Source organism: Microbulbifer agarilyticus (assembly GCF_019800665.1).
Classification (GTDB): domain Bacteria; phylum Pseudomonadota; class Gammaproteobacteria; order Pseudomonadales; family Cellvibrionaceae; genus Microbulbifer; species Microbulbifer agarilyticus_C.
Map to the genome: position 1 here is coordinate 97,845 of NZ_JAHVKO010000003.1, position 15,155 is coordinate 112,999.

Here is a 15,155-nt window from a genome sequence, read left to right on the forward strand (position 1 = left end):
CATTCGTTTCTCATTGTGGCGCAATTTTGGAGCGACTGTACCAAGAGCTATTTCTCTTGGTGAAAAAATGGTACGAAAGTATAAATTCGAAGAATAAATATTCAAAAAGTAGTGCTGTAAGAAAATGTAATCCAATGGTTAGTATGAATTGGCGCTAATTAATTGTTGCCTAAGTTGGCGTTCGATATACTCCGCGACCTTCGAGTATGTTTTCACGGGGCAGTCAGCGAAGTCGTGTGTAACCGAATGTTTTAATTCTGGAAGCCTTACGCTCACTAGTACCTTCTCGGCGATTGGATGCGCCGGTAAATTTGCGCCAGGGAGATGGTTGTGAATGACAAGACCCGCATAGTAAAAAGGGCGGCAGAGAATTTTTCCGCTTGTGGTGATTCTGATGTGACTGTATTCGTTGGCAATGACAATACCGGTGCCAATGATCATCCCCAAGTGAACCATAATCCCGGCCTTGAGAGGGCTATCCCGGGACAATCTTCCAGTGTGCAAGCCAGCTCATCGTCGTTGGTTGAAAGTGCTGGCTCCAAAAGTTTTGATGCCACTCGTGTCGTAGATGGATTGGCCATTAGTGATGGTTTACCCCGTCCACATGAAGCGGTCCATTTCGAGCCCTCTAGTTCCCGCGAAGGCGCAGTCACCAAGACAGTAATCAAAGGCCGGTTTGAGCTTGATAAGTTGCTCGGAGTCGGTGGTATGGGCGCGGTCTACAAAGCGCTTGATCGCCGCAAACTTGAGGCGAGCGACAGCGACCCGTATGTGGCGATCAAGCTGCTGAACGAAGACTTTCAGCAGCACCCTGATGCATTTATTTCCTTGCAGCGTGAAGCGCGAAAGTCTCAAACCTTGGCACACCCGAATATTGTTACGGTGTATGACTTCGACAGGGAAGGTGACCGTGTATTCATGACAATGGAGTTCCTTGAAGGGGCTCCTCTCGATCAGCTCTTGCGTAAAAGCGCTGGAGTCGGTGTGGGTAAACAAAAGGCAGCATTGCTACTTAAGGATGTATCTAACGCCTTGATTTACGCACACTCTCATCGAATTGTGCATTCGGACTTTAAGCCTGGAAATATCTTTGTCACGGAGAAGAAGGGTGCAAAGGTTATTGATTTTGGCATTGCGCGTGCTGTTTCAGAAGGTGGTGTTGCGAGTAAGGCGGGAGAAAAAACCGTATTTGACGCGGGAACCCTGGGCGCGCTGACTCCGGCGTATGCAAGTCTGGAGATGCTCAAGGGTGGCGAGCCGCAGCCGAGTGATGATGTTTTCGCGCTCGGTTGTGTGGCTTATGAACTTTTTAGTGGGCGCCATCCATACGATAAGGTTCCCGCCGATAAAGCTTTTGAGAAGAAGCTCAAACCGAAGCGCATTAAAACACTTAGTCGGCGTCAATGGCGGGCTTTGGATTCGGCGCTTGCACTGCGTCGGCAGGAGCGTACGGAATCGGTTGAGCGTTTTGTCCAAGGTTTCTTTGGGAAAACCGGTTGGAAGTGGGCTTTTGGTAGTTTGTTTGCAGCAACTCTAATTGCTGGTGGTATGGGATATACACATCTCGAACAAGAAAATGCGGAAGAGCAGCGGCGTGTAAAGGCAGAGCTGGAAGAGAAGCTTCAAAACGAATTAGTTCAGCGCCGCATCGCTGATAAAAAAGAAACCATCGGTCGCCTTTTAGAGCTCAGTGTTCTAAATCAGGCCTGGGAGCGGGATCTACGCATAGAGCTTCAGGAATATTCCGCACTTAATCCTACCGATGCAGCTTTTGCAGAATCGACTAAGCGTAGTGTCTCGGGCCTGTTTATCGCTGCGGCCACTGGTCAGCTTAACCTGGGTAATCTCGAGCCCGCTGAGCGGATGCTGTCACGTGCTGTGCAGTGGAATGAGGGGGTTCCGGGCGCTGAAGAAATTCGCAGTCAGCTTGAGACGGAGAGGGAAGCCCTGCTGGTGAGATTGGAGCAGGAGCGGATAGCGGCTGAGCGCGAAGCTGAGCGGATGAGGCGCGAGGTGGCTCGTGCAGAGCAGTTGAGAGTTGCGCAAGAAAAGCAGAAAAAAATCAATCTTGTGATTGATGATCTTGAGTCAATGTTGAAGTGTGATTTCAACATTAGCGTAGACCGGATCGGCTACGCGCTCAGTGCTCTGCAGCAAGTTGATGCGACGAAAGCAAAATTACTGCGCCCAGTCATTGGTGAAGAGCTAGCGGGCTGTTTTGGTAAGCTGGCATTGCGTAATCCCACGAATACACAACCCCTACTGGATAGCGCTAGAAACCTACTCCCGCAAGATGCATTGCTGGTTAATCTTGATATTGACTACTGTGCCCATCTAGCCCCTGGCAGCGGTGGCCGCGGAGATCGGTATTCCTGTTCAGATCCACTTATGTCGGGTGGCCTAGGACCCGAGATGGTCGTTGTGAATGGGGGGGCGGGCCGTCCGCTTGCGGTCGGTAAATATGAAGTCAGTACTGGTGAAGTCTCGCAATTTTGTCGTGTGACTGGCGATTGCTCTTCTACCGAAGAAGAGAATGTCTCCTTACCCGCTCGGAATTTGAGTCTTGCACAGGCCCAAGCCTACATCCATTGGCTGAATGGGGAGACTGGGCGTGAGTACCGTCTTCCCAGTGAGCGTGAGTGGTTTGCGGCGGCGAGCGCGAACGGACAGCCAGAAGTCGCAGACAGAAACTGCTACTTACGCTATGGCGGAGTTGAGAAAGGGGTGGAACTTGTTGCCGCGCGATCAGGTAGTGCAAATCCATTCGGCATTGTCAATGCGGTAGGTAATGTTCAGGAATGGGTCTTTGATGTGGACAACAATCTTCTGGCGGCCGGTGGTAGTCGGCAAGATCCAATGAGCCGTTGCTTGGCAACGTCGAAGATATTCCATGATGGATCCGCAGATGGATTGACTGGTTTTCGACTCGTACGTGATTTAGTTCGTTAGGGTGCGTGCGTACAGATCAGGTGAATAAGGTCTAGCGCCAGTGACAGACTACTTGGCTCATGGATTGCGACCGCGTGGGATCCCGCGGAAGTAGAGCCAGTATCAAATGAAGGTGGAGGGAATCAGTGTCTTGTTTGGTTAAGAACTTTTTTTGCATCGTAATTGCGTGTGTGTTGGTCGCGGGATTGCCCGCTGAAGCGCAGCAATCCGATTCTGGATTTCGCAGTCGCGTGCAACAGGCCTTTGAACAGGACGTGCCTAACGTCAATGATGAGGATGTGGCTAGGGAGTTTGAGCGGCGGGCACGCGAAGCACGTGATCCAAACCTGGATGCTGATATCCCCGAGGTGTCTGGGCGCGACCTGGGGCCGCGTATTTCGGTAAAGGCGTTTCGCTTTCATCGTTTGGAGGAGTATCCGGAATATGGTATCGAGCGTTCGGTAATAGAGGAAAAGGCAGAAGCTCTGCGTGTGAAATACATGCAAGAGGACCAAATGGTGGCCGGTGGCTTTACCATAGATGAACTAAAAGAACTCGCGCTGTTACTCGAGGGGATCGGGGCTCGGTTTGAACCACAAAACCTCGGGCCACGCGAACTACGCCGTCTGGTCAGTGTTGTCGAGCGACAGAACGCAGAGCGCGGTCTCACGTACGGTGACTTGGAAGATATTGCCGCTGAGCTCACGCGATTCTATCGCCAACAGGGGCTGTTTCTCGCGCAGGTACAGATTCCTGCACAGGAGGTTAAGGATGGCGTGGTGGTGTTCAGTATCCAGGAGGGCGTGCTGGGCCAGGTTTCCGTGCACGATAACCGGCGCTATGGCAGCGAGCAACTTGCTGCAGCGTTTTCTAGTCAGAAAGGTGCGCTGGTAAATCACAAAAATGTCGAGGAATCCCTTTATCTATTGAATGACCTTCCCGCGCTTAATGTAACCGGCTATTTTACTGCGGGAGACAACCCCGGAGAAACCCGCCTGAACCTGAAAGTGCGGGATGAGAGCGGTTGGCGCCTTGTAACACGCATGGATAACCATGGCTCTACATTTACTGGTGACAACCGGATATTCACTTCTGTCGACGTATTCAATCCCATCGGTATCGGGGATGAACTTACCGTAGGTTATCTCCGCTCAGTGGGCAGTGGTAGTTTCGACTCGGAGTTCGGCTCTAACCTGGGGCAGTTCAAGTACAGTTTGCCGTTGTTTGGCCCGCGTACGCGACTGGAAGTCTCCGCAGATTACAATGAGTTTGTTCTCCATGATGCGGAAGATCCAAATAACTTTATCAATTTGTTGGACATTAATGGTGTCAATGAAAGTTATGCCTTAACCGTAGACCACAAATTCCGTCGCTCGCGCGATTTTAATCTCAGCGGATCTATAGCCGCTACAGAAAAGAAATCGGATATCAGTGCCGTTATTGCGTTACCGGATGAGGGTGAACATGTAATTGGTGCCGAGGCAGGATTTTACATGGATACACTGTCCGGTGGACGTGTGCCCATGCTGAATGTAATCAATGCGAAAGCGCAGTTCGGAGAGTTTCAGACCCTTGTTGATCCCGCCCGCGGCAATGATTTTGTTAAGTTTGCAGCTGAAACAAGCTCATTGCTGTTTTTACCCACACCATTTACCGATGTTCAATCCCGCCTAATTTTTAAAAGCCGCTGGCAGTATAGTGAGACAGCGTTGCCGGCCTTCGAGCAATTTTCCCTGGGTGGCGCTAACGGCGTCCGGGCTTTCGATGTGCGTGATTTTTCTGCGGACCAAGCCGGTCTCTTGACGATGGAGTGGTATCCAGGATTTCCCAACGCGATCAATCCCATTGTTTTCGGGAATCGGCTGAGCGATATGTTGCAGGTTGCGCTGATTGCTGATGGCGGCTACGGCGTGGTCGAGAATTATGAACCATTCGTAAAAAACGACTGGGCAGGCTTATCCGGTGCCGGTGTGTTGGTCAAATTCAGTTGGAATGAAAATTGGGCGAGTCAATTCTCGCTTGCCTGGCCGACCATGTCGAGGTCGTCCATTGACGGTACTGGCGATGATGCCGATGGGCCAAGACTCTACGCCGACTTCTCATACTTTCTTCAGTGAACAATCGATAGCTGCTATCCGTCGAGTACGGAGGCTTTCCGCACCATAGTGAATGACATTATGAATACCAAGAAGAATATTCTTTCCAATGCCATAAAAATCGTCTGCCTGGGATTGTATGCTGGTCAGGGCGCTTTTGCCGCTTCAGGTACGGCGGATGTTATTGCTCATACGGAATCGGTGACGGTCGAAGATAACGTCGATCCATATGACACGAAGGTCACTATTTCAACTAGGTACGGCGAAATTGACTGGGATAATTTTGATATTGGTAATGGGGAGAGTATCCATTTCGATTTTTCACAAGTGGGTGACGGCGAGTTCAGTAGTTCTCATCTAGTTATCAATCGTGTTCTGAATGTAGAAAGCTCGATTCTCGGGACAATGTCTTCTGATGGACACGTGGTGCTTATAAATCCGCGCGGCGTGATGTTCTCTGAATCATCCACTGTAAATGTAGCGGCGTTAACGGTCTCTGGTCTCGCCAGTACCGTGAGTTATGTTGATGGCGATGGTGTTCTACAACAGTCCAGCGATGTTGATTATGGAACTGTGTTGGAGAATGGCTCCGTATCGAACCTGGGTAACATAACGGCTCAATCAGGGGGCGTAACGCTAATCGGAAATAGCGTGCACAATCTGAAAGATACGATAGGCGATACGGAATATACCGGATCGATAACCGCCACAAGGGGGACGATCAATATGATCGGAGCCGGCCAGGCGAGTATTTCTATCGGTCAGGACGGCTTGGTTTCTGTGGCGGTTGAATCTCAGGCGCTCGAGTCAGAGTTGGGGCTTGATGCTGCTGTTCTCAATGACGGAATTCTTCAAGGCGCAAATGTAATCATAGAGGCAAGAGTTGCCGATGATCTGTTCACCCATGCAGTCAATAATACCGGTACTATTACCGCCAGTGGTATTGATGTGGCGGGTGGCACTATCAAGCTTTCCGCGTCATCAGCCAGTGATGGCGTAAGCGGCAGTATTCTCAATGACGGTCGTCTCGAGTCGGCGACAGGCGCTGTATCGTCGGATCATATCAGTATTTCCGGTGATACTGTTACGCTCGGGGCGTCCAGTGAGCTGGTTGCCGACGCGACGCTGAACGAAGATGGCGGTAGGGTATTTGTTTCGGCAACCAATGCTTTGAACCTGGGCGGGAGTATTAGTGCTATAGGCAATGGGACCGGTTTTTCCGGCGGTTCTGTTAGCACGCGAGTGGACGGGCAGCTTGGTATCGCGGACGGAGATATTGCAGTTGCCACCGCTGGACAGGAGACTACTGGTGGTGGCTGGAGAATTGGCGCCTCCGCTATCACAGTAGAAAATAATTCGGCAGATAACATAGATGGCGCTGTTGTTGAGGCTGCTCTAGGTAGTAACGCAGAGCTCATCCTGGATGCGGAGAACGGCAGTGTTGTTATCGATGATGATGTTGTCTGGACCACAAATTCTGAATTGATACTTGAGGCCAGCCAGTCAGTATCGGTTGCTCAAAAGAGCAACGGACAATCCAACCATGTTATTGGTGGTGATGCGGCAGGTATTCTGAGCGTGTCGGCAGTCGACGGTTTTACTAATGCCGGCAGCGTTGATGTGACAGAATTCGAACTTTCGCTCGGTGTTACGAGTGATACGGGAGGAGTAGCACCGCAGGATCTGGTGACTGCCGATCTGGGTGAGATCAGCTCTGACAATACGATAATGGTTGAAGTGGTTAATGGCACTTATGGCATTGATGTTACCCAGATTCAGGGAGTAGCGCTTTTCGAAATCGATGACCAGATTCCCGCCGATGATCCGGTAACCTTCATCGGCTCGGATGGTGCTGTCGTTAATGCGGTTGAAAGCGTCAGCATTCAGGGGGCGAGTAGAATTGTCGCGACGGATTTTTCGCTCCATGGTTCTGACGGTGACGACTCGTTTGCCTTGACCGGCGATGGCGTGGTTTACGAAAACGTCACTTTCGATGGTGTAACCGCTGTCGATGCCCTTGGTGGTACGGATGCCATGGTCGGCAGTGGTAGTGACTGGGCCATCCAAGATGCCAGTACCCTGACAAGCGAAGGCATCAGTTTTACCGGATTAACGTCGCTGGACGCGAACGGTGCTGATTTACTCGGAACGACAGGTAATGAAAGCTTTATCCTGAATGTCGATGGCAGTGTCGACTTTGCTGGAACCACGATTAGCGCGCTCACGCGCGTGGATGGTAATGGTGGTACAGATAGCCTGACCGCGACTGCCTATGTAGATGGCCTTGCCTTATCCGACACGGCCGGCGAGTTGACCGCAGGCACCCTGACTTTCGTTGACATTACCAATGCCGCAGTCGCAACACTGACAGGCACCAGCGGTGTTGAGCAGTTTACACTGGATAATTCGGGCAACCTGACTCTGGATAGTGCTAGTTTCGTCTTCACCGATGTCACCAGCCTGGTCGGTGGCGGCGGTGCGGATACCTTTGCCAGTACCGCGAGTGCCAGCTGGGCGCTTACTGACAGCGCCAGCATCGTGAATCACGGCGCTATGGCCGTTCAGGATATTAATATTCTGTCTGGCGGCAACGGTACCCTCACCGGCCACAGTGACGGTCATAGTTTTACCATTACCGGCGACAATGCACTGGATGTTGGCAGCCTGCAATTCTCCGGTATCAGTAGTGTCAACGCGGATACCGTAGCAGCGGACTCCATCGCTGCGATTACCGCAGTGACACTCGGCGACAGTGATGGTGCACTCTCTACAAATGAAATTGCCTTTACCGGCATCGACAGCGCGAGTGCCACCACATTGAATGGCGCAGACTCCGGGAACACTTACGCGCTTGCCGGAAGTGGTGCGCTCGATGTGGCCGGTATCAGCTTTACCGGACTGGCTGCGGTCAATGCCGGCAGCGGCGGTGATATCGTCAACTCTCGCGCAAACCAAGATTATGTGTTGAACGCTGGCGGCAGTATTCAACATGAAGATATTGCATTCAGCGGTGTCGAGTCGTTTGCAGGCACCAATGCAGACCTGAATGCAAGTAACCTGGGTGGAGACCTGCAGCTTACCGGTAACGCCGGCGAGGTCAGCACGGGTAGTGCCACCTTTAGTGGCTTGGATTCCGCCACGGCGAGCAGTCTGCTCGGGGATGTCGATGGCAACACGGTAGCGGTGATCGACAGCGATACCGTCGATGTTCTCTCCATGTCGATCAACGGCGTTGCCGATGTCACGGTCACCAACGGCGGTACTGTCAATGGCGCCGATGGGCTCGCCTGGCTGTTGGTCGATAACGATACGGCCACGAATAACGGGATTGCCTTCCACGGATTCACCAACCTGGTTGCCGAAAATGCCGGCCTTACCGGGACCACGGGTGACGACACCTTTGTTCTGACCGGTGATGCCGACAATCTTTCCGTTGGCTACAGCGCAATGACGTTCACCGGGCTCAATGCCGTGGATGGAAACGGAGCCACCACTGTCGACCTGGTTAATGCTACTGGCTTCGCGGATGGCCTCGCACTATCCGGAATGGACGGTGAAGTTGTTGCGGGTAGCGTTACTTTTTCCAATATTGATCAGGCAAGCACTGCTGTATTGGCCGGTAGTAATTCTGGCAATACCTATGTGTTAGCTGGCGCTGGTGCACTCGAAGTCGCGGGGATCGATGTCACTGGGCTGACCACGGTGAATACCGGTAGCGGTAGTGATGTAGTTGAGTCTCGTGCGGGCCAAGATTATGTCGTGAATGCTGGCGGCAGTATCCAGCATGAAGATATCGCATTTAGCGGCGTCGAGTCGTTTGTTGGAACCAATGCAGACCTGGATGCAAGTAACCTGAGTGGCGATCTGCAGCTTACCGGTAACGCCGGCGAGGCCCGTACGGGTACTGCCACCTTTAGTGGCTTGGATTCCGCCACGGCGACTAGTTTGCGCGGGGACCTTGGTAACAATGAGGTGTCTGTGATCAACAGTACTACCGTCAATGTTCTCTCCATGTCAATTGACGGCGTTGCCGATGTCACGGCCACGAGCGGTGGTACTGTCAATGGCGCCGATGGGCTCGCATGGCTTTTGGTAGACTCCGATTCGGCCAGCAACAACGGAATTGAATTCCACGGATTTACCGATCTTGTTGCTGTAAATGCGGGGCTTGTTGGTACCACGGGCGACGATACGTTTAGCCTGAGTGGCGATGCGGACAATATCGCCGTTGGCTCAAATTCAATGGTATTTACCGGCGTGACATCAGTGGACGGTAATGGGGCGCTCAACGGTGATCAACTGGACGCCAGTAGTTTTTCCGATGCGCTCACGCTTACCGGTATTGCCAATACCATACAGGCTGGAAACGGTTTCATCTTCAGCAATATCAATTCAGCTACCGCTGGTAGCCTGATCGGCAGCGGTAGTGACTGGGCCATCCAAGATGCCAGTACCCTGGCAAGCGATGGCATCAGTTTTACCGGATTAACGTCGCTGGACGCGAACGGTGCGGATCTGCTGGGAACGACGGGTAATGAAAGCTTTACCCTGAATGTCGATGACAGTGTCGACTTTGCCGGAACCACGATTAGCGCGCTCACGCGCGTGGATGGTAATGGTGGTACAGATAGCCTGACCGCGACTGCCTATGTAGATGGCCTTGCCTTATCCGACACGGCCGGCGAGTTGACTGCAGGCACCCTGACTTTCGTTGACATTACCAATGCCGCAGTCGCAACACTGACAGGCACCAGCGGTGTTGAGCAGTTTGCACTGGATAATTCGGGCAACCTGACTCTGGATAGTGCTAGCTTCGTCTTCACCGATGTCACCAGCCTGGTCGGTGGCGGCGGTGCGGATACCTTTGCCAGTACCGCGAGTGCCAGCTGGGCGCTTACTGACAGCGCCAGCATCGTGAATCACGGCGCTATGGCCGTTCAGGATATTAATATTCTGTCTGGCGGCAACGGTACCCTCACCGGCCACAGTGACGGTCATAGTTTTACCATTACCGGCGACAATGCACTGGATGTTGGCAGCCTGCAATTCTCCGGTATCAGTAGTGTCAACGCGGATACCGTAGCAGCGGACTCCATCGCTGCGATTACCGCAGTGACACTCGGCGACAGTGATGGTGCACTCTCTACAAATGAAATTGCCTTTACCGGCATCGACAGCGCGAGTGCCACCACATTAAATGGCGCAGACTCCGGGAACACTTACGCGCTTGCCGGAAGTGGTGCGCTCGATGTGGCCGGTATCAGCTTTACCGGACTGACTGCGGTCAATGCCGGCAGCGGCGGTGATATCGTCAACTCTCGCGCAAACCAAGATTATGTGTTGAACGCTGGCGGCAGTATTCAACATGAAGATATTGCATTCAGCGGTGTCGAGTCGTTTGCAGGCACCAATGCAGACCTGAATGCAAGTAACCTGGGTGGAGACCTGCAGCTTACCGGTAACGCCGGCGAGGTCAGCACGGGTAGTGCCACCTTTAGTGGCTTGGATTCCGCCACGGCGAGCAGTCTGCTCGGGGATGTCGATGGCAACACGGTAGCGGTGATCGACAGCGATACCGTCGATGTTCTCTCCATGTCGATCAACGGCGTTGCCGATGTCACGGTCACCAACGGCGGTACTGTCAATGGCGCCGATGGGCTCGCCTGGCTGTTGGTCGATAACGATACGGCCACGAATAACGGGATTGCCTTCCACGGATTCACCAACCTGGTTGCCGAAAATGCCGGCCTTACCGGGACCACGGGTGACGACACCTTTGTTCTGACCGGTGATGCCGACAATCTTTCCGTTGGCTACAGCGCAATGACGTTTACCGGGCTCGATGCGGTGGATGGCAATGGAGCGACTAGTGGCGAGCATCTAGATGCCAGTGGCTTTGGCGACGCACTTTTGCTTACCGGTACCGATAATACGCTGCAGGTCGCAACAGGTTTCACCTTTAGCGATATCGCTACCGTTTCTGTTACCGAGCTTATTGGTCATGGAGGTAACGATACGTTTACGGTAACCGGCAGTGGAACGATCACCACTGCCGGCATGTCGGTCTCCGGCCTTGTTTCAGTTAGCGGAGCCGGCACAGACATTAATGGAGTTAATACGCTAGTAGCGGATGGCACTACGCAATTACTGGAAGAGGGCAATGGTGCAAACACCGTCAGCTATGCCCTCACTGGCGACATCAGATTCTACGACATAGGAAGAATTCTCGCCGAACTAGTAGAGGCCACAGACGGTGATGACCTGCTGGCGTTTACCGATGCGGGTAACGTGACGGTCAATGGGGTGGAAGTTGGCTCTTCTACTTTTGTTGATGCACGGGCTGGCAACGATACTGTCACAGGCCTGAGTGGTCAGGACTGGTTGTTGCTAAGCGAAAGCAGCGCAGTAAATAACGGGGTCACATTCGACAATGTCGAAATATTGCTGACTCAGGATGCCAACTTGGTAGGGAGCGACTTTGCCGATACATTCACTCTGAACAGTGATGGCAGTTTGAGTGTAGGCCTGTTGACTGTCAGCGGCATGTTGCAGGTACTGGGTGAGGCGGGTAGCGATACCCTCGATGCTACAGAATTTGCCAGCGGCCTCACGTTGACATCCACCGCAGACGTATTGAGTGCCGATGGTTTACTTTTTAGCGGCATAGAATCTGTCGAGGTAGCCAGTCTCACCGGTACCGACGGTGCGGAACAATTTAGCCTTGAGGGTGACGGTACTGTGACTGCAGACACTGTGCGTTTTAGCGGTGTCACTTCACTGGACGGTGCCGGGGGGGAGGATAGTTTCAACAGCGCAGCGGCTGAGGACTGGTTGCTCACTTCCGATGTTGCCCAAGTTAATCATGGTGGCCTATCACTAACACGGGTAGAGAATCTGGCCGGCGGCAGTGGCCGGGTTCAAGGTGATGCTTCCGGCCATGCTTTCTCGGTAATGGCTGACAATGCTCTCAGCGTAGGTGATCTGAGTTTCACCGGAGTCAGCAGTGTGGACGCGGCCTCGGGCGAGGATAGTGTTGAAGCGCTGAATGCAATTACTTTGACCGGTAATAGCGGGGCTTTTAACACCAGCGAAATCGCATTTACCGGTATTGAGTCCGCAGTCGCCCAATCGCTTATCGGCAGTGCCGGCGCTGACACCTTTGAATTGTCCGGTAGCGGGGCTCTATCCATTTTCGAAATCACCTTCAGTGGGCTTTCCAGTGTTGATGCCAGTGGCGGCAATGATGAAGTCATCTCACGATCTGGTTTGGGTTATGCATTGGGCGGAGACAATCATGTACAGCATGAAGGCATTGTTTTTACCGGCGCCGAACAATTCACCGGCACATCCGCTGCACTTGATATCACCGGCCAAGCGAGTGCGGAAATCGTCGGGGAAGGCGCGGTGTTTACGGGAGGCGTGTCCTTTAGCGGTATAGGCGCCCTGAGTCTGCAAGATCCCGATACCGACCTGCAAGTTTGGAATGGCGCCTCCCTAGTTGGAAGCGGTTCTGTTGTTAGTGGTGGTGTTGATGTGTCCGGGGTAACGACGGTCTCAGGCACGGATGTGCTTACTGGAACCAGTGGTGATGATACGTTCACCGTGCAGGCAAACAATTCCCTTTCTGCCAGCGGTATTCTTTTTAGTGATGTAAACACCATTAGTGCAGGTGCCGGTGAAGATACGGTTGTCGGGCTCTCTGATAGCGACTGGGAGTTGTTGGGAAGCTCTGGTTCCCTGTCCCACAGCTCAATGACATTTGATGCTGTCGAGCTGGCACAAAATGGTAGCGGGCATGTGATCGGCGCTGACTCCGGCAATCTCTTCGCGGTAGCGGCGGATGGAACGCTGCGGGTCGACAGTATTGCGTTTAGTGGTGTTAACAGTGTTGTCGCCGGAACCGGAGCCGACAGTGTGAGTAGTGCGTCCGCAGGCAACTGGGTATTGGGTGATGCCGATGGCAGTGCGGCGATTTCCGATATCGCGTTTTCCGGGATCGAAGTGGTGGCCACAGAATCTGCGCTGGTAGATGGTTCCCAGAACAGCATTGTCGAAACTTATGAATTAAGTGCCGACGGTAATACGCTCAGTGTGCTGGACATCCTGTTTGAAAGTGTTTCTGAGGTTATTTCTGGTAACGAAGCGGGCGACCAGATCGCCAGTGCCACCAGCAATTGGCAGGTGGATGCTTCGGGCTCGGTAACAGCCAATGGTGTTCTCTTTGCTGGTGTCGATCAGGTTGTGGCGCAAAACGCCGGCCTGGGCGGTACCGGCGGTGATGAAGAGTTTGTCCTGACCGGGCTGGATGGCGGCGTGCAGGTTGGAGGTGTCGAATTTAGTGGTATTGAATCCGTCGCCGGAAGTGGCGGTAACGATACCCTTGTGGGCACCGACGGCAGTGAGAAGCTTGTTCTGAATGCTTCCGGTGATATGACGGTGGCAGGAACCGTGTTTACCGGTATTAGCCGTGTGGACACCGCAGGAGGTGAGGACATCGTCACCGGTGGCAATGGACGTTGGACCTCCGCTACGCAGGATTCTGCTGTGATCGAAAATTCTGCGGTGGCGCAGCTCGATAGCATCTCAGTAATCTTCGAAAATCTGGAGCAGGTTAGCGATACCGGCATCTATAGCGGTCCGGACCTTTCTGCGGGGTATGCATTGTCCGGCCCCGCACGCCTGACCATGGGGGGAGTGAGCTTCACAGGTGTGGAGTCGATAGTCGCAGGCAGTGGCAGTGACACTCTTTACGGTATGGACGCAATACTCTCGTGGACGCTTGGTGATGGCGGCAACACGGTTTCTAACGAGCAGTTTGCCGTTGCTTTCAGTGGCTTCGAGCATGTTGTGGCTGGTGCCGCAGCAGATACTTTCCATCTTGAAGGCGGTGCCTTTACCACGGTAAGTACCGGCGCGGGCAATGATGTTGTTTATATGAGCGGCACTTTGCTGGATAGCTTGGTACTGGGCGCCGGCGATGACCTGGTACAGCTGCTCAGCGGCAGCGAACCTACCGTGTTGTCCGCAGGTGCTGGCAGTGACCGCTTGGAAGTGTTTCTCACCGAGCAAAGCTGGCAGATCAATGGCGAATCCACAGCGCAAAATGCCGTTGGCAATTTCTTATTCAGCGGTTTTGAGCAGCTGGCAGATACCGCCGGTGGCCTGAGCCTTGTGTCCAATCAGCAGTTGGATTTCACCGTAGCTGATTCGGGGGCAGGCATTAACTTTGGTGCCGCAGGTATGACACTGGAGTATGACCCGGCAGGTGACTTGTCTCTGACCAGTGCGAGTCGCGAAACCATCGGCGGTTCGTTGCTGGCGGAGAATGTCGAATTTAACCTTGCGGGGGATCTGGACATCGAGGCCGATGTGCAGTCGCTGTACCTTAGTTCTGGCGGTACCGATATCAATGTGTCAATCGTCGCCAATGAAGACCTGCTGATCGACCAGGTTGACGTCGGTCGCGGCAGCGTTTCACTGACCAGTGCAAACTTTGGCTCACTGACTGCGGAAACCTTCGGCGACACACATATTACGGCCGCGACCATTCAACTGGGTAGCGACCTACAGCGCTGGGGCAGCATCGGTACCGAGATTAATCCGCTGCGTATGGATGCCAGCCAGTCGGTGGATATTGTTGCACTGAGTTATTTTGAGCCGGCCTTTGTTGGCAGCCAGCCAGAGTTCACCGCCACCGGGGACCAATTGGAGTCTGTTGCCGGTGCGCAGACTGCGCAGGGCTTGAAGTCGGCTATTCAAAACCCCGTGGATGATATTGCCCAGTTGGATCCGGGGATTTTCAGCGAGGTAACCCCTTACAGTCTTGGCATCGATGCATTGAACCTGCCGGAAGTGCGTTTGCATGGCGGTGAGCTTTTGCCAATGGGCGATCCTGAAGAGGATGACGAGCAACGTGAGAAGCGTGAACAGCGTGAGAGGGGCGCGGCGTTAAATCGGAAAATTGGCGCTCCGGATGCTGCGCAGCAGGAGAATGCCATGCTGCCACCTCCGTTGCTGGAGAGTGCAATGGCTGCGGGTAGCGCCAGTGTGGTAGGTGGTCGCTAGTCGTTACCCGCTTCCCGAAGCGCAAAACAAGGAGCAGAAAACAAAAAGGGGCCGACTCTTGCGAGT

Annotated in this window: 3 protein-coding genes; all 3 read left to right on the plus strand. The window is 53.3% G+C overall.

Annotation, left to right across the window (positions count from 1 at the left end):
- Positions 1–330 precede the first annotated feature (330 nt).
- The 3 genes from KUV22_RS06170 to KUV22_RS06180 all read left to right on the plus strand — a co-directional run bounded on the left by KUV22_RS06170 (position 331) and on the right by KUV22_RS06180 (position 15,089).
- Positions 331–2,949, plus strand: coding sequence for a bifunctional serine/threonine-protein kinase/formylglycine-generating enzyme family protein (locus KUV22_RS06170; protein ID WP_222229416.1), 2,619 nt, complete (start codon positions 331–333; stop codon positions 2,947–2,949).
- A gap of 230 nt (positions 2,950–3,179) precedes the next feature.
- Positions 3,180–5,045, plus strand: a complete 1,866-nt coding sequence (locus KUV22_RS06175; RefSeq protein ID WP_315857512.1) for a ShlB/FhaC/HecB family hemolysin secretion/activation protein — start codon at positions 3,180–3,182, stop codon at positions 5,043–5,045.
- Positions 5,046–5,105: 60 nt separating this feature from the next.
- A complete protein-coding gene (locus KUV22_RS06180; protein ID WP_222229420.1) occupies positions 5,106–15,089 on the plus strand; it encodes a filamentous hemagglutinin N-terminal domain-containing protein in 9,984 nt (3,327 codons plus the stop codon).
- The last annotated feature ends 66 nt before the right edge of the window (positions 15,090–15,155 follow it).

Coding starts and splice junctions, on each gene's coding strand:
- KUV22_RS06180 (WP_222229420.1), top strand. CDS start 5,106: ATGAATACCAAGAAGAATATTCTTTCCAATGCCATAAAAATCGTCTGC.